Here is a 16,699-nt window from a genome sequence, read left to right as displayed (position 1 = left end):
GTGTCGAGAATTATCTATGTCGTATTCTACGTTTAACAGAACCCACAATGATCAATTACAGGAACCGATGTTTTTCGGTCAGTCTGTTAATGTGTCCCGTTATGATCAGCAAAAATACCCTATTTTTGAAAAACTGATCGAAAAACAACTGTCTTTTTTCTGGCGCCCTGAAGAAGTCGATGTCAGCAAAGACAGATTGGACTTCCAGGCACTACCGGAGCACGAAAAGCACATCTTCCTGAGTAACCTGAAGTATCAAACTCTGTTAGACAGTGTCCAGGGGCGCTCTCCAAACGTGGCTTTGTTGCCAATCGTATCGATCCCTGAACTGGAAACCTGGATTGAAACCTGGGCATTCAGTGAAACCATTCACAGTCGCTCATACACTCACATTATTCGTAATGTGACTAAATCGCCTGAGCTTATCTTCGATGATATCGTTGAGAACGACAAGATCAGTGAGCGTGCAGAGGCCGTGACTAAGCACTATGATGAGTTAATCGAGAAGGTTTCTCTGTACAATCTGTACGGTGAAGGTAAGCACGAAATCAACGGCAAGACAGTGCACATTAACCTGTTTGAGCTGAAAAAAATGCTTTATCTGTGCATTATGTCGGTGAACATTCTGGAAGCCATTCGCTTTTATGTCAGCTTTGCCTGTTCATTTGCGTTCGCTGAGCGTGAGCTGATGGAAGGTAATGCTAAAATCATCAAGCTGATCGCCCGCGATGAAGCACTGCACTTGTCTGGTACTCAGCACATTCTGAACATTATGCAAGACGGCAAAGACGATCCAGAAATGGCCATCGTTGCTGCGCAATGTCAGGAACAGGCAATTCAGATGTTTGTTGAAGCCGCAGAGCAGGAAAAGGAATGGGCGGAATACCTGTTCAAAGATGGATCTATGATTGGTCTGAATAAAGACATCCTGTGTCAGTATGTTGAATACATTACCAATGTCCGCATGACCGCGGTAGGTTTGCCAGCGCAATTTGAAAGTAACAGCAACCCTATCCCCTGGATCAATGCCTGGCTGGTGTCTGATAATGTTCAGGTTGCTCCACAAGAAGCCGAGATTAGTTCATATCTGGTTGGTCAGATTGACTCAGAAGTCGATGCCTCAGACTTTGGTGATTTTGACCTGTAATGACAGACAGGCCAGTCAAAAAAATCTTTCTTGACCCAGATAAGGAGCCGCTGCTACATGCGGCTCACTCCCCTTCACTCCTTGCAACACTAGAAGTGAATCAAGTTGAGGTTGCCTATCAATGCCGGGAGGGGTTTTGTGGTGCTTGCCGTGCCAAGCTTTGCCGGGGAAAGATAGCCTACAACCAGGAACCACTCGCGTTTGTGCGTGACGGAGAAATTTTGCTCTGTTGCAGCAAACCCGTGACCGATGTGATCATTAAACTAGTGTAGTTTAATGATCTCACTTTGATAGTAATCCGCTTTATCACTGACGCTTATCACGCCATTATCAATAATCACATCCCAGTGCAGACTGCGCGACAGTGCCCCAGCCAGCTGACTCACAAAGTCCGACGATAAAGAAAAAATACGGATGTCCTGCATCGCTATCAGATGGGGGGAAAGTTCCTTGTACCAGGCGTCTGCGTCGGCCACCAGACAAACCACTTTATTGGCATGCTTACGGTACTTTTGCAGTTCACTCAGGCTGGGCTCACCAACATACAGTGCAACGTCTATTTGCCCGTGTGCATTTTCAAGCCAAACGTCGGGCTGGTTTTTCTCTCTCACGCCCAGCCAGTGCACGTTATCCAGGTACGATAAGCCACAGAAACCGATTAGCTTCAACACAAAGTGCTCCAGCGTTTCGGCTTTTTGCAACGCTGCAGTGAACACTTCCTGATGATGCGCATGATGAAACAAGTCTGCAATATTCATCCGCACTTTAAAAACAAAGAGATCAGCCATGATATGTGTACCTGAACCTATTACTTTAACTATATGAAGCCGTCAAAATAATGCAAACTTAAAGAGATAGTATAACATCATTGAAACCGCAATAATGCAGTGTTATATTATTGCAAGTATAAACAATCCAGAATGAGTGTTATGTTTAAGCAGTCTTTAATCACATTTGCCATTACCAGCGCAATTTTTTCCTCTCAAGCCTCTGCCGCACAACTGAAAGGTAAAGTGCTGGATACCAACAATCAACCTGTTCCTAATGCCACCGTACATTTACACGGTAAGTCACAGTCCGTGAAAACCGATATTAACGGTCAGTTTAGCATTAATGTCGATCAGGATTCACAGCTGCATGTCAGCAAAGACAACTTTATCAATGAGCGCATTGACGTATCTCCCGATTCACCTTACGTGACCGTGAAGCTGGCACCTAGCTCAGTTGAAAGCGTTGTTGTGTATGCCTCTGCGCTGCACAAGAGTAACATCGAAATGGCATCACCTGTGGCCGTACTCGGTGGTGATGAACTGAAAAACAGTGCCAAGCCTACGCTTGGTGAAACACTAAAACAACTGCCAGGTATTAACGCCAGCTATTTTGGACCAGTTTCCTCTAGCCCGATCATTCGTGGCTTAGATGGTCCGCGCGTTAAGATCACCCAAAATGGTCTGGACAGCAGTGATGCTTCTCGTGTTGGTCCTGACCATGCGAATACCAATGACTCTCTGGCAGCACAGCAAATTGAAGTACTACGTGGCCCTGCTACTTTGCTGTATGGCTCAGGCGCCATTGGTGGTGTTGTTAATGTGGTAGATAACCGTATCCCAACTGATGTCATTGAGGGTGTTCAGGGCGCAGCTGAATTCAGCCACGACACTAACTCAAACACTAATACGGTTGCTGCTTTATTTGAAGCCGGTAACAATGGTTTCAACTTCCACTTTGATGGCGTAACACGTAAAGGCGGCGACTATGACACACCGCTCTTTGCTCTGCCGGGCGAAGACCATGAAGATCATGACCACGATGAAGCGCATCATGATGAGCATGAGGAACATGGTCACGACGAGCATGCAGAAGAAGAACATGGTGAAGAGTCACATGGCGAGACTGAATACGCAGAGCGTGTAGCTAATACCTTCATCGACTCTGAGCAATTTAATATTGGTACCAGCTTCGTTGGCGATCACCTGACTGTTGGCTTATCTTACGGTCGCATTGAAACAGACTATGGCATCCCTGCCCACTCTCATGAACATCACGACCATGGCGACGAGCATGACCACGACGATCATGCGCATGACGACCATAATGACCATAGCGAAGACGAGCACGATCATGCACATGGCGCAGAAGAAGAATCAGTCTTCGCGCGTGTTAAACAAGACAGATGGCAGGCGCTATTTACCTATGCGATGCACAACAACTGGATTGAGTCTATTCAGGTACGAGCAGGTTTTACCGATTATGAACATGCCGAAATTGAGCATGGTGCGGTAGGTACGCGCTTTAGCAACGAAACCACTGAGCTCAGAACCAATATCGAGCATAGATTGGGCGAGTGGCACGGTATTATCGGCTATCACTTCTCTGACAGTGACTACGCCGCTGAGGGCGCGGAAGCGTTCACCCCTGCGACTAACACAAAAACACATGCATTCTACGTGCTTGAAGAGCGCCGTTTTGGTGATGTGACGTTAGAGCTGGGTGCCCGTGTTGAAGACTTCGCATTGTCTAGTAACTTTACGTCAGGCCACGATGATCATGATGACCACGGTCACGATGAGCATGATCACGAGCATGAAGGTCATGACGATGAGCACATGGCCGAGGTGATCGACTATACGCTGGATACCACAAACTTCAGTGCCTCAATTGGTGCGGTATATGATTATACTGAAGGCCACAATGTTGCCGTTAACCTGTCTCGCTCTGAGCGTGCACCTCTGACTGCCGAGCTGCTGTCAAACGGCCTGCATATTGCCACTTCTACATACGAGCTGGGGCTTGGTTACCACATTGAAGGCGATGAAGTACACTTTGAGCCAGAAAATATCGAACAGGAAAGATCGACGAACCTGGATATCAGCTTTAGACGCTTTATTGGCGACTTTGGTTACACAGTAAACTTTTTCTACAATGATGTTTCAAATTACTATTACCAGCGTAACACGGGTTATATGTACACAGGCGAGCACGGAGTAGAGCTGGCTGATCACCATCACGATGGCGCATTACCTGTGTATCAGTTCGAAAGTGCCGATGCTGAACTATACGGCTTTGAATTTGATGCCCACTATCAAATTGATGCCCGTAATCGCATCAAGGTGTTTGGTGATCACCTGAGAGCTGAGCTTGATTCTGGCGAATACTTGCCTCGTATTCCAGCTAACAAGCTGGGTACAAGCTACCGTTTTGAACTGGAAGATTTCGCCGCTGAGCTGAGCGCCATACATTATATGACGCAGGACAAGTTAGCACAGTCAGAAACTAAGACCGACAGCTATACTTTACTTAATGCCAGCTTCAGTTATGACTTCAGCGTGTCCGGCGTTGACCTTGTTGGTTATGTGAATGTCGACAACATCACAGATGAACTTGGCTTTGTACACAGCTCGTTTATCAAAGAGCAGGCGCCACTGCCAGGTCGTAACTTCAAACTAGGTGTTCGTGGTTACTTCTAAGTTTGTAGGCCCTGTTTATCTTACACGCTAATAGCAAAAGACAAACAGTTCCTATCTGAGCCCAATGCCGCCTTCTGGCGGCATTTTCTTTTCTACCTCAAACACACCTGCGTATTATAACTTAGTGAAAAAGTCTTCAGGCTGATGTCTGACAGGTTTAGTGCACTGCACCGTTGGTGTGCCCAGATACAGATAACCAACGATTTCATCTTGCTCATTCAGCCCAAGCTGGCGTTTAACTGAGCTGCTTTGTGCGAAGTAACCCGTTCTCCAGACACCCGAAAGGCCCTGCGCAAAAGCTGCCTGCTGCATCGCCAAAACGCTACAAGCCGCACTTTCGATTTGCTCAATTCTGGGCACTTTAGGGTGCTCCATAAAAGGAGAAACGGCAATGATCAGCATGGGCGCGCGCTCAGGCAATGATTTGGCACGGTCGATGATACGCTGCTCTTGTTGCTCCTCAACGGCAGCCTGATAGAAAATCTCGCCCAGCTTCTCTCTGCCCTGCTCCTCTACCACAAAAAAGCGCCATGGCTTAAGCCCGCCATGATCCGGCACCTTAAGGGCGGCTTTTTGTATTACTTCAAGCTGTCTGGCATCGGGTCCCGGGAAAGACAAGTTGCTGTCGGATTGTCGCGTCAATAATAGTTCTATGGCATCCATTTGTAATTCCTAAAAATTCTGTTCGCTCATTATTCTAACGCGACACAGTCCTAAAAGTTTAGTACCTGTCTCTAAAAATCGCTTAGGGCAGATAACGCGGATCGGGTTCAAGCAATTTGCGAACCCAATGATCCACACTAAAAAAGCGCCCGCCACCGGTAAAAAACAGGCTTATCAGCATCGCAAAGTAAATGGCCGCGAACTCAATGCCATTGTTCAGGATCACAGGGTGACCGTATTCATAAAGGTACTCCGGCAGTCCATTAGCTTCTACTATTTCTTTGATCCGGGACAGCCGCTCTGCCACCTCTGTACTGGCTTGCAGACTCTGCTCGGCAGCATCACTGCCCAGCCAGGCAAATACCTGCGCCGCGCTGGTGTCAGGATTGCTTGGTGCGACCGAAAACCAGCCATTATGCCAGTGCACCTGAGTGGCTGCGACAAACATAGTCACGGCAAGTGGCACAGACACCAGACGCGTAGCCAGGCCAATTAGTAACAACCAGCCCCCTAAGAACTCGGTCCAGCCAGCCAGAAATGCCAGCAGATCCGGAGCCGGTAAGCCCAGTCCCCACTGCGCGTTACCAAACCAGGCAACTACGTTTTCATCGGCCAGCAAACGCTGCCACCAATCGAGTTCGCTGTTGGCCAGGTTGAGTTTACTAAACCCGGCGATGATCATCACAGGTGCTAGGATCAGTCTGAACATCAAAGGCGCCAGCCCGTCAAGCAAGGAAAGTTTGTCTATTATTGAGCGATAAAGGGAATAGAGTGATTTAAGCATAAATAAAGTCTGTTATAACGATTGTTATAGAGTGTAGACCTTAAATCACCGTTTTTTATTGCAAAGATTGTTGTTTAAGCTGATACAAGACACGAGTATTGTTCCGATATGACATACCCGCGTCTTGTTTGAAGTGGATTAACTAGATTTTTCTGGCAACCTGCAGCGCTTCATAGATAGCACGCTTGGCGTCAATGGCCGCTGCTAGTTTAGCGCCACCGATGACGTGTTGATTGGCAGGCATAGCATCTTTATTGAATAAGGCATCATTAGAGGTTTGTCCAATGCAGGCAACCACAGTGTCGACATCCAGAACACGTTCTTTCTCCCCTTGCTTAATCAGCAAGCCCTTGCTGTCGAATGAGATATATTCACACTCAGCTATTTGCTCTACGTTATGATGCTTCGCAACGGCACGGTGGATCCAGCCTGTTGTCTTACCCAGGTTGCTGCCAAAGCGCCCTTCACTGCGTTTAAGCATGTACAGTTTTTTCCCCGTTGCTGTATCTGATGGCTGGCATTCAATCCCCCATTGTGCTTTAAACTCATCGATACTCTGATCAGCCTGCTCAGCGAGAAAAGCAACCATGTCGAAACCAATACCACCGGCACCCAGAATCGCGATTTTGTCTCCCAGCTCAACTTCTTTGCGGATCACTTCATCGTAAGCAAAAACACGTTTGCCATCACCGCAAGTAATTTTAGACTGTCTGGGACTCACACCCGTTGCAAAGACAATATCGTCATAAGACTGAGCCATAGACGACTCATACTCGCAACCAAGCTTCATGGTCACGCCCAGACGTGCAACTTCCTTCAGGAAGTAATTTAGGGTGTATTTAAAGTCTTCTTTCCCGGGTATGCGCATTGCCAGGTTGAACTGACCACCAGCATGTTCGTTCTTATCAATCAGTGTAACTTTGTGGCCTTTCTTTGCCAGATAGCAGCTGGCAGACAGACCAGCAGGCCCGGCGCCCACAACCAGCACCTGCTTAGGGCTGTTGGTGCGCGTCAGCGGATAATCCAGCTCATAGCCGGCCTGGGGGTTAACCAAACAAGTTGCTCGCTTGCCTTTAAACACATGGTCCAGACAGCCCTGGTTACACCCGATACAAATATTAATTTGCTCGCTCTGGTTTTGTGCATACTTGTTGAAAAACTCAGGATCGGCGAGTAAAGGACGCGCCATGGAAATAAGGTCAGCCTCACCCTGATTGAGAATATCATTGGCAAGATCAGGCGTATTGATGCGGTTAACTGCAACAACCGGGATATCTACGACGTCCTTCAGGCGTTTTGATGCCTCACGAAACGCGCCGGCAGGTACCATGCTGGCAATCGTTGGAACACGCGCCTCATGCCAGCCTATGCCAGTGTTAAGAATGTCGACGCCGGCTTCTTCCAGTGCCTTGGCCTGCGCTGTGACTTCTTCGGCAGTTGACCCATTGGGGATCAAATCCATCACAGACAAACGAAATACAATGATGAATTTAGCCGAGACTTTTTCTCGCACCGCGCGGACTATCTCAACTGCCAAACGCATGCGATTTTCCAGCGTGCCACCGTATAAGTCCTGACGTTTATTCGTATGTTCAGCCATAAACTCGTTGATCAGATAGCCCTCGGAGCCCATGATTTCAACCCCATCGTACCCTGCTTTTTCTGCCATTCTGGCAGACTTGGCAAAGTCTTTGACGGTATTACGGATCATGCTCAACGACATAGATTTTGGCGTGTATGGGTTGATCGGAGCCTTAATCTCGCTAGGTGCGACATTAAATGGATGATAGGCATAACGCCCGGCATGAAGTAACTGAAGACAGATTTTACCACCGTGTGCGTGAACCGCATCCGTGTAGGCGCGGTGCTTGATGATGTCATAGCGGCTGTTGAATGAGGAGGAAATAGGCGTCAGCTTGCCCCGCAAATTCGGGCTGTAACCCCCAGTGATGATCAACCCAACACCACCTTTTGCGCGCTCTTCATAAAAGGCCTTGAGCCGCTTCCTGTTATGCCATCCCTCTTCCAGGCCCGTGTGCATCGAGCCCATGACCAAGCGATTTCGCAAATCTGTATTCTTCAATTGTAATTTTTGTTCTAACATTGCGTGCCCCAATGTAACTGGTCTTACCTGTGAACATTAACGATTTTATATTTTTTCGCAAGCAAAAACCGCGACTAATTTCTGTAAAAGCACCACCTATGATAGAAAAGTGATTGATTTTCACCCCATCGTCGCCATAAAAATACTTAGTTACGTTTTTGTTCTAACGGCGCAGAGGCAACTAAGTTATGATTAAGAATGAGTACATTCCACTAAGACATTCAGAGGTACAGCTTTGAAATTGATCGGTAAATTTTTTCTTGGTATCTGGCACGCATTAAACTTTTCTCGTCGCCTGGTGCTGAACATTTTGTTCTTCTTTTTGATTATCGCAGCAGCGATCGGCATTTTTTCAGCGGAAGAGCAGCCCCAGGTCGCACAGGACAGCATATTACGACTGAACCTGTCAGGCAAACTGGTTGAACAACTGACCTATGTTGACCCGATTGATGCTGCAATGGGTGATGTGTTTGGCAAGCAAGACTTACCCAAAGAAATGCTGGTCGACGATGTCGTTGATACCATCAATACTGCAGCCCGGGACCCGCGTATTAAGGCTTTGTATTTAGATTTACGGCATATGCACTATACCCATCTGGATAAGTTACGTGACGTAGCAGGTGCAATTGAATCTTTTAAAGAGGCAGATAAAAAGGTCTTCGCCCACAGCCCTTATTTCAGCCAGTCTCAGTACTACCTGGCAGCCCACGCCGATGAAATCTCTATGCATCCGTATGGCGGTATTAATATCAGTGGTTATGGCTCTTATCCAATGTACTTTAAAGACGCCCTGGAAAAGCTAAAGGTCACTCAGCACATTTTCCGCGTTGGCACCTACAAATCAGCAGTGGAGCCGTTTATCCGCAATGACATGTCCCCTGCCGCCAAAGAAGCAAACCAACTCTGGCTCGACGCTTTATGGACACAGTATAAACAAGATGTTGCGAGTAAGCGTGGCTTTGATATGACAAACTTTGACGAAACGCTCACGCAATATGTCGATAAAATGGCCTCAGTCACGGGTGACTCAGGGCAGTTTGCCGTTAAGTATGGCTGGGTTGATAAGCTTGAAACCGACCAGGAGTTTAATCAGAAAATGATTGACCTTGTTGGTACTCAGGATGAAGGTAAACGCTTTAAACAAATCGCCTTTGAAGATTATTATGCCACAGTTAACGCGCTCGATTTTGGCCCTAATCCCTTTGTTGAAAAAGTGGCGGTTGTGGTTGCCAAAGGCACCATAGTAGATGGCAAACGCAAGGCCGGCATGATAGGTGGCGACTCTACAGCTGCCCTGTTACGCAAAGCCCGACTTGACGACAAGGTGAAGGCCGTGGTGTTACGAATTGATTCTGGTGGTGGCAGTATGTTTGCTTCTGAGGTCATTCGTAACGAAGTGTTAGCCATTAAAGCAGCGGGCAAACCTGTGATTGCTTCTATGGGCTCCGTCGCGGCTTCTGGTGGTTATTGGATTGCTGCATCAGCCAATGAGATTTGGGCATCGCCCAGCACGATTACAGGCTCAATCGGTGTATTTGGTACCATCTTGACGTTTGAAAACTCACTCAAGGAACTAGGGGTATATTCAGATGGTGTCGCAACCACTGAGCTGAAGTCATCCTCTTTGTCTCGCGGTCTGGACCCTAAATTTGCTCATGTATTGCAAATGGGTGTTGAAGACGCCTATCAGAAATTTATATCTGTGATTGCAGACTCCCGTAACCTGGCACCATCCGACGTCGATAATGTCGCACAAGGGCGTGTATGGCTTGCCACTCAGGCACATGAGTTTGGCCTCATCGATGAGCTCGGTACTAAGCAGCAGGCCATTGAAGCCGCAGCTAAAATGGCAAACCTTGAACATTACGAAGTCTATACTGTTGAACAAACTCTGTCTGAAAAAGAGCAGCTGATCCAGGATATCTTCGGCTCAGCGGCCATACAATCATTACTGGCTGTTGCTGATGAACCAAAAGAGCCTCTTAACTCGGTTGCTCATGCGGGACTCAACCAGCTTTTCCAGCAGGTGCAACAGAGCGCTGCGATGATCACCCAGTTTAATGACCCCAACAACATCTACACGCTGTGTACCACCTGCGTTGTGGGCGAATAAGGAATGTCTTACTGATTTGACTGCATTGTGATGCTGCAGTTGATATAATTAGCCCGGATCAGGATCCGGGCTTTTTTTTAGGTAGCAGAATGAAAAGAAAAAAAATCTATATCGCCTACACAGGCGGCACAATTGGTATGAAACAATCCAGCCGGGGATATGTGCCCGTCGCTGGTTATTTGACAGAAACAGTCAAAAGTAATGCAGAATTTACCCGAGAAGAAATGCCCCTGTTCGACATTCATGAATACTGCCCGTTGATTGATTCGTCGGATATGTCGCCGCAGCACTGGCAGCTAATAGCCGATGATATAAAAAGCAAATACGAAGAATACGATGGATTTGTTGTACTTCATGGCACGGATACCATGGCCTACACGGCATCAGCACTCTCTTTTATGTTCGAGAACCTGACCAAACCCGTGATCATTACCGGCTCACAAATTCCTTTGTCTCAGCTTCGCTCAGACGGCCAGGTTAATTTGCTTAATGCGATGTATCTTGCTGCAAATTACCCCATTGCTGAGGTGAGCCTGTTTTTCAATAACAAGTTGTTCCGAGGTAACCGGGCCATCAAAGCACACGCCGACGGGTTTGATGCCTTTGCCTCGCCTAACATGGCCCCGTTAGCCCAGGCAGGCATTAATATTCAATTGCTTGAAGGCCAGCTAAGCCCATACGTTGATCAGGCGCTGCGCGTTACACCAATCGCCTCACAGCCTATCGCTGTGCTGCACCTGTATCCAGGGATCAGCAGCGCTATGGTGGCAAATGTATTACAAAGCGATATCAAAGCGCTTATTCTGCTCAGCTTTGGGGTCGGTAATGCCCCGCAACAGGAGGATATACTTAGCGCGCTTAAAGCAGCCTCAGATAAAGGCGTGGTCATTGTCAACTTAACCCAATGTATTCAGGGCCAGGTGAATATGGGTGGCTATGCAACCGGAAACGCCTTACTGAACTGTGGCGTGATCAGCGGCTACGATATGACGCTGGAAGCCTGTTTAACCAAATTACACTACCTATTCAGTCAGGACCTGGAATTAGAAACTGTGCGCCATCTGATGCAGGATAATCTGCGCGGCGAACTGACACGTTAATCTTTTTCCTTACCAAAAAAAGCCCGGGCTTTGTGCACCGGGCTTTTTTGTTGTAACTCAGAGATTATCTAACTTTCGCATCAATTTCCGTGAGGTCAGTCAGGTGGCACGACTCGCCACTGTGTGTTTTGATACCATGTTCGCCAAAGTAGTCACGTTGCGCCTGTACTAAATGGCCATTGCTCGGCGTACTCAGCGTTGCGATGTAGGTTTGTGTTGATGTGAGTACAGGGAATGCCAATCCGCTTTGGATAGCCTGGCCTGCAATTTTACGCAATGCGTTCGCCGGGCCTTCCAGGGTGTCTAAAAACTCAACGCCCTTAGCAATATCATCCAGGTAATCAGCTCTGATGATACACCCAGCGCGCCAAGTCTGAAGCGTTTTATCAAGGTCGACTTTCCACTGATGCGATCTGGAGGCACCTTTGATCAGCGCCAGGCCCTGGCGGTAGCAAAGCAAGCTGGCAAAATAGAACGCATCTTTCAGCTCATCCAGATCTAAGTCAACACTGTTGGTTGCACGCTGCGCATAGGTCATCTCTTTCGCAGCAGGCGTGTCTATGGTGTTGGTTAGATGCCTGGCTTGTACGGCAGCAACCAAAGACGGTACGGCAATACCGAGCTCAAGAGCATTTTGCGCCGTCCACAGACCGGTTCCTTTAGCGCCCACCTTATTATCAATAAGATCAACCACAGCTTCGCTGTTGTCACTTTCCAGACTGAGAATATGGCTGGATATCGCCAGCAGATAGCTGTTAAGCGGCCCTTCTGACCAGCTTTTAAATACCTCGGAAACTTGTGCAGGTGTGCGCCCAGTGCCAATACGCAACAATTGATACATTTCTGCGATAAGTTGCATCAACGCATATTCAATCCCGTTATGCACCATTTTAACAAAATGGCCACTGGCAGACTGGCCAACACGTGCGAAGCAAGATTCGCCATTATGCGTTGCAGCAACTTTTTCAAACCAAGGGATTAAGCGCTCCCAGCCACCTTCTGAACCACTGGCCATCATGGCAGGTCCATGTCTTGCACCTTCAGCACCGCCTGAAATACCCATAGTGGCGAATTCGAATTTATTCTGGTACTTCAGTTTGCGGGCAATACCGTCTTTATAGTTGCTGTTACCACAATCAACAATGATATCGCCCTTTTCTACGCCTGCTTCAATTAAGTCCTGACACACTTTATCTACCAGCTCACCAGCCGGAACTAAAAGTAACACAGACCTTGGCGTATCTAACCTTTTCACCATGTCAGCAAGATCGGAAACTATGTGAAGGCGCTCGGCAATGCCCAATGATTGCGCACAACTCAACAGCTCTGCGCCCGCATCCGGGTTTTTATCATAGGCAACTAATGTCATGCCCTGTTCTATCAAATTTAGCGCGAGGTTTTTCCCCATCACACCCAAACCAACTAATGCAACTTGCATTAAGTTTCCTCCTCGGTAACAAATTCTATAATCTATCGGTAACGCCCGTCATTATACCCCAGCTGTGTGGGATATAAAGCGCTCAGCTTACCTCACTGATCCCGCCTATCTGGTTGTAAAACAAACAACTTTTGATAAGTGTGGCATCTCACCGACAAAAAGTCGTGATTGACGACACCTGACACCGGTGTCATAATCAGTTCATATAGATGATATAATTTAATTTGCATGTTAAAAAGGGCTATAAGATATTTCTTTCTTAAAACCCAGCAAGTTATCTGGATCAAGTCACCGAGACAAGCCAACAGGAGAACCTGATGCTTAGACGCACAAAAATCGTAGCAACGTTAGGGCCAGCTACAGATAGAGATAATAACTTAGAAAAAATCATTCGCGCAGGTGCAAACGTTGTCCGTTTGAACTTTTCCCATGGTGTAGCGCAGGATCACAAAGATCGCGCGGAGGCTGTGAGAGAGATCGCTAAAAAATTAAATAAACATGTCGCGATTCTGGCTGATTTACAGGGCCCTAAAATTCGCGTTTCAACTTTCAAAGATGGCAAAGTCGACCTGGCTGTCGGTGCCAAATTTACACTGGATGCCGATCTCGATAAGGGTCAGGGCACCATTGAATCTGTTGGTATTGATTATAAAGAATTACCAAACGACGTTAAATCAGGTGATTTATTGCTACTGAACGACGGTCTGATCCAGCTGACAGTAGATAGCGTTGCAGGTAATAAAGTGCACTGTACTGTGACTGTGGGTGGTATTCTGTCGAACAATAAAGGGATCAACCGACTGGGTGGTGGTTTGACTGCCCCGGCATTTACCGACAAAGACAAAGAAGATTTGCTGACGGCAACAGAAATTGGCGTTGACTACATCGCAGTCTCTTTCCCACGCAGTGGAGACGACATGCGCTACGTGCGCGCTCTTGCCGAACAAGCTGGCTCAGACGCACAGTTATTGGCTAAAATTGAGCGTGCAGAAGCTGTTGAGTCGGTCGAAGCGATTGACGACATCGTCTTGGCCTCTGATGCGGTTATGGTTGCTCGTGGTGACCTGGGCGTTGAAATTGGCGATGCCGCATTAGTCGGAAAGCAAAAACAAATCATCAGCCGCGCGCGCTCACTGAACAGAACTGTGATCACGGCGACGCAAATGATGGAATCTATGATAGATAACCCAATGCCAACCCGTGCTGAAGTGATGGACGTAGCCAATGCAGTACTGGACGGTACAGATGCGGTGATGCTATCGGCAGAGACGGCTGCCGGGGATTATCCAGAAGAAACGGTCGCCACCATGGCGCGTGTTTGTCTGGGTGCTGAATCTCAGCCACAAACCCACATCTCAAAACACCGCCTGGATAGCATGTTTACCGACACCTCAGAGACGCTAGCCTTGTCGGCTATGTACGCGGCCAACCACCTGACGTCGGTCAAAGCCATCGTGGCACTGACGGAGTCGGGTAACACAGCCAAGTTGATGTCGAGAATTAGCTCTGGCTTGCCGATCTACTCACTTTCACGACATGCCAGAACATTAGGCCAGACGGCGCTTTATCGAGGCGTTTATCCGGTTTATTTTGACTCTACTAAATGTAGTGAAGAATCCACCGTTCGCGATGCGCTAAATACGCTGGTCGAAGCAGGTGCGCTGGAACAAGGCGATACGGTGATCCTGACTCACGGTGATGCAATGGAAACCATTGGTGCAACCAATACAATGAAAATTGTCACCGTTTAATAATACCGGTCCGGGTGGCGTCGCTGCCCGGATCATCCTTCCTCATTAACGTACAGTCAATGAATTGACTTAACTTGCCAATGCCGCTTTAACTTTGTCGCGGTAACTCCGGCTCACTTTCAGCTCCTGGCCATTTTCAAGTACCAACAGATACTCTCCACTGCTTTGCGTCACCAGCTTACTGATCTGCTTAGTATTCACAATAGCAGAGCGATGAACACGGACAAACAGTTTTGGGTCCAGCTCCTGCTCTAGTTCTTTCATCGTCTTGCGCAGAATATGCGTTTGCCCATCAGAGCAATGCAAACACATGTAGTCTCCGGCGGCATCGATCCACTGAATTGAGGCAGCTGAAACACGAATGATTTCACCCTGCTCTTTAACAGCAATTGATTCAGGATACTTTTTATCTTCAATCGTATCGCCGGTAGCCAGTTTACGCAGAATTTCTTCGCAGTTATTGCCTGTGATACCGGCAACGAAGCTGGCGAGCTTTTTCTTATGAGCATTGTCTTGTTGTGTTTTCAAATAGCTATGCACTTTTTCAACCGCCTGTTTTAGTCTGTTGTCATCTACGGGCTTTAGGATGTAATCTAAAGCATGAATTTCAAAGGCTTTTACTGCATAATGATCAAAAGCAGTGACAAACACGATGGCTGGCAGCGGCTTAACGCTTTCACTAAGCGCTCTGGCCACTTCAAAGCCATTCATGGTTGGCATTTGAATATCTAAAAATACCAAATCTATTTGCTGATTGGTGCACAGCTCAAGTGCCTGCTCTCCTGAGCTACACAATTCGACAACGTCTATGTCTTCTATCTGCTTTAAGCGCACCGCCAGGCCTTTTCTGGCTAGGGACTCATCATCTACTATTAGCGTTCTGATTTTGCTCATTACTTTACTTCTCAGCCTTTTCAAAAGGAACTCGTATGTTCACCTTCAATCCAGAAGGTGTATTGTGCGCAAGCACAAATGAATAGTTGTTTTCGTATAGCGTTTTTAATCTGTCCTGAGTGTTGGCAATCCCAACGCCCTGCACGTCACTTAACTGACCATTTTCTATGGTTGCACCGGGCCCGTTATCGCCCACCTCTAACAATAGCTCATTGGCAAAAACCTGGGCTCTTATCTCAATTTTGCCACCGCTGGCCATGTGTGCAATAGCATATTTGATCGAGTTTTCGATTAGCGGTTGCAAAATCAAACTGGGAACCAATGCCTGTTGCGCTTCTTCTGTGATATCGAACACCACCTCCAGCCGTTCATCAAAACGGACTTTTTCGATATTCAGATACAGCTTTAACGCATGTAACTCCTGCTCCAGCGGTACTTTTTTGATTGGATCTGTGTTCAGTGTGTAACGTAAGAAGTCACTCAACCTGGAGACCATCTGGTTAGCGTCTTTGTTTTCTTCAACCAGGATTAAGGTCGAGATCGCATTAAGCGTATTGAAAAGAAAATGGGGGTTAAGTTGATAACGCAGCATTTTTAGTTGCGCTTCATGGGCCATAGTGTTGGCTTTCAGGGCCTTTTGCCGCTCACTTTGCAGCAATTGATAGTACTTAATGCCGAAATACAGCCCACTCCAGCACAAAATGATGTACACAGAGTCCAGCCCTTGCTGTAGGTAATAATACCACTCCTCTGGCCGGTAGCCATGACGGTAAATTTCCCACATATTAAACTTTTGCACAACCGACCATAGCGTGCCGGTCAGGTAAGAGGCACTAAAGACCACAAAAATAAGTAATAAGGGCTTGGCATTCCAAACTTTTCGATAAAGGTAACGCAGAGGGACTGTCATCAGACAACCTGCATAGGCGTTGAGCACGATCACGAAAACGTAAATATCGCGCATTTCGAATACTTTTGACCCGATGTAGTTTACTAATGCATAGCCAATCCAGCCTGCAATTTGTAAAACCCAAAAAAATCGCTGTCGATTATCGACCAGAGCTTGCCACTTCAAACGTTTATAACCTCTTAAGACTTAGCCAAATTATATCCTATGGCAAGGCTATTCAACAGCACCAGCGGTCTTGCTTTTCTAACGGTTAAACGCAAATCCGCGCAGTCATACCAATTTCACTTAATACCTGTTCAATTTGAAGGAGCAAATATGACGCTAACGG

Annotated in this window: 13 protein-coding genes; 6 read left to right on the top strand and 7 right to left on the bottom strand. The window is 47.2% G+C overall.

The features are described from left to right. Positions 1 to 16: 16 nt before the first annotated feature. Together nrdB and yfaE are read left to right on the top strand one after the other, a co-directional pair. A complete protein-coding gene (nrdB, locus tag C3B51_RS21355) occupies positions 17 to 1,147 on the top strand; it encodes a class Ia ribonucleoside-diphosphate reductase subunit beta (protein WP_130246331.1) in 1,131 nt (376 codons plus the stop codon). Beyond that, entirely contained in the window at positions 1,147 to 1,419 is a 273-nt protein-coding gene (gene yfaE / locus C3B51_RS21350; protein ID WP_130246330.1) for a class I ribonucleotide reductase maintenance protein YfaE, read from the top strand. Before nrdB ends, yfaE begins: the two co-directional genes overlap by 1 nt. Here the strand turns inward: yfaE and C3B51_RS21345 are convergent. Beyond that, on the bottom strand, positions 1,411 to 1,935 hold the full coding sequence (locus C3B51_RS21345) for a YaeQ family protein (protein WP_125717594.1): 525 nt from the start codon (positions 1,933 to 1,935) through the stop codon (positions 1,411 to 1,413). The two genes, yfaE and C3B51_RS21345, sit on opposite strands and share 9 nt — an antisense overlap. Before the next feature lie 141 nt (positions 1,936 to 2,076). Between C3B51_RS21345 and C3B51_RS21340 the strand changes: the two genes are divergently transcribed. Next, positions 2,077 to 4,614, top strand: coding sequence for a TonB-dependent receptor (locus C3B51_RS21340; protein WP_130246329.1), 2,538 nt, complete (start codon positions 2,077 to 2,079; stop codon positions 4,612 to 4,614). Positions 4,615 to 4,728: 114 nt separating this feature from the next. Here C3B51_RS21340 and C3B51_RS21335 read toward each other — a convergent pair whose 3' ends face one another. From C3B51_RS21335 to C3B51_RS21325, 3 genes are all read right to left on the bottom strand, one after another. Next, positions 4,729 to 5,277, bottom strand: coding sequence for an NAD(P)H nitroreductase (locus C3B51_RS21335; protein ID WP_125717596.1), 549 nt, complete (start codon positions 5,275 to 5,277; stop codon positions 4,729 to 4,731). Between the two features lie 82 nt (positions 5,278 to 5,359). Then, entirely contained in the window at positions 5,360 to 6,061 is a 702-nt protein-coding gene (locus C3B51_RS21330; RefSeq protein WP_130246328.1) for an HvfX family Cu-binding RiPP maturation protein, read from the bottom strand. 142 nt (positions 6,062 to 6,203) lie between these two features. Beyond that, positions 6,204 to 8,165 carry an FAD-dependent oxidoreductase gene (locus tag C3B51_RS21325; protein WP_130246327.1) on the bottom strand — a complete coding sequence of 654 codons (1,962 nt, stop codon included), beginning with the start codon at positions 8,163 to 8,165 and terminating at the stop codon, positions 6,204 to 6,206. Positions 8,166 to 8,406: 241 nt separating this feature from the next. On the opposite strand from C3B51_RS21325, the gene sppA reads away from it, so the two are divergent. Both sppA and ansA read left to right on the top strand, forming a co-directional pair. Further along, positions 8,407 to 10,278, top strand: coding sequence for a signal peptide peptidase SppA (sppA, locus tag C3B51_RS21320; protein WP_125717705.1), 1,872 nt, complete (start codon positions 8,407 to 8,409; stop codon positions 10,276 to 10,278). A gap of 89 nt (positions 10,279 to 10,367) precedes the next feature. After that, positions 10,368 to 11,378 carry an asparaginase gene (ansA, locus tag C3B51_RS21315; RefSeq protein ID WP_125717599.1) on the top strand — a complete coding sequence of 337 codons (1,011 nt, stop codon included), beginning with the start codon at positions 10,368 to 10,370 and terminating at the stop codon, positions 11,376 to 11,378. A gap of 64 nt (positions 11,379 to 11,442) precedes the next feature. Here ansA and gndA read toward each other — a convergent pair whose 3' ends face one another. Continuing rightward, positions 11,443 to 12,816, bottom strand: a complete 1,374-nt coding sequence (gndA, locus tag C3B51_RS21310) for an NADP-dependent phosphogluconate dehydrogenase (protein WP_125717600.1) — start codon at positions 12,814 to 12,816, stop codon at positions 11,443 to 11,445. Positions 12,817 to 13,133: 317 nt separating this feature from the next. On the opposite strand from gndA, the gene pyk reads away from it, so the two are divergent. Continuing rightward, positions 13,134 to 14,567, top strand: coding sequence for a pyruvate kinase (gene pyk, locus C3B51_RS21305; RefSeq protein WP_125717601.1), 1,434 nt, complete (start codon positions 13,134 to 13,136; stop codon positions 14,565 to 14,567). 69 nt (positions 14,568 to 14,636) lie between these two features. Here the strand turns inward: pyk and C3B51_RS21300 are convergent, their stop codons facing one another. Then, positions 14,637 to 15,461, bottom strand: coding sequence for a LytR/AlgR family response regulator transcription factor (locus C3B51_RS21300; protein ID WP_125717602.1), 825 nt, complete (start codon positions 15,459 to 15,461; stop codon positions 14,637 to 14,639). Between the two features lie 4 nt (positions 15,462 to 15,465). After that, positions 15,466 to 16,536, bottom strand: a complete 1,071-nt coding sequence (locus C3B51_RS21295; RefSeq protein WP_046004351.1) for a sensor histidine kinase — start codon at positions 16,534 to 16,536, stop codon at positions 15,466 to 15,468. Between the last annotated feature and the right edge of the window lie 163 nt (positions 16,537 to 16,699).

It is taken from the genome of Pseudoalteromonas rubra (assembly GCF_004212645.1).
Lineage (GTDB): Bacteria > Pseudomonadota > Gammaproteobacteria > Enterobacterales > Alteromonadaceae > Pseudoalteromonas > Pseudoalteromonas rubra_G.
Note: the sequence above shows the minus strand (reverse complement) of the source record. Positions and strands in the feature narration are given on the sequence as shown.

What these genes read in the sequence shown, in the direction of transcription:
- yfaE (WP_130246330.1), top strand. Translation starts at nt 1,147, where the DNA reads ATGACAGACAGGCCAGTCAAAAAAATCTTTCTTGACCCAGATAAGGAG.
- nrdB (WP_130246331.1), top strand. Translation starts at nt 17, where the DNA reads ATGTCGTATTCTACGTTTAACAGAACCCACAATGATCAATTACAGGAA.
- C3B51_RS21335 (WP_125717596.1), bottom strand. Translation starts at nt 5,277, where the DNA reads ATGGATGCCATAGAACTATTATTGACGCGACAATCCGACAGCAACTTG.
- C3B51_RS21340 (WP_130246329.1), top strand. Translation starts at nt 2,077, where the DNA reads ATGTTTAAGCAGTCTTTAATCACATTTGCCATTACCAGCGCAATTTTT.
- C3B51_RS21325 (WP_130246327.1), bottom strand. Translation starts at nt 8,165, where the DNA reads ATGTTAGAACAAAAATTACAATTGAAGAATACAGATTTGCGAAATCGC.
- gndA (WP_125717600.1), bottom strand. Translation starts at nt 12,816, where the DNA reads ATGCAAGTTGCATTAGTTGGTTTGGGTGTGATGGGGAAAAACCTCGCG.
- ansA (WP_125717599.1), top strand. Translation starts at nt 10,368, where the DNA reads ATGAAAAGAAAAAAAATCTATATCGCCTACACAGGCGGCACAATTGGT.
- C3B51_RS21345 (WP_125717594.1), bottom strand. Translation starts at nt 1,935, where the DNA reads ATGGCTGATCTCTTTGTTTTTAAAGTGCGGATGAATATTGCAGACTTG.
- C3B51_RS21330 (WP_130246328.1), bottom strand. Translation starts at nt 6,061, where the DNA reads ATGCTTAAATCACTCTATTCCCTTTATCGCTCAATAATAGACAAACTT.
- C3B51_RS21300 (WP_125717602.1), bottom strand. Translation starts at nt 15,461, where the DNA reads ATGAGCAAAATCAGAACGCTAATAGTAGATGATGAGTCCCTAGCCAGA.
- pyk (WP_125717601.1), top strand. Translation starts at nt 13,134, where the DNA reads ATGCTTAGACGCACAAAAATCGTAGCAACGTTAGGGCCAGCTACAGAT.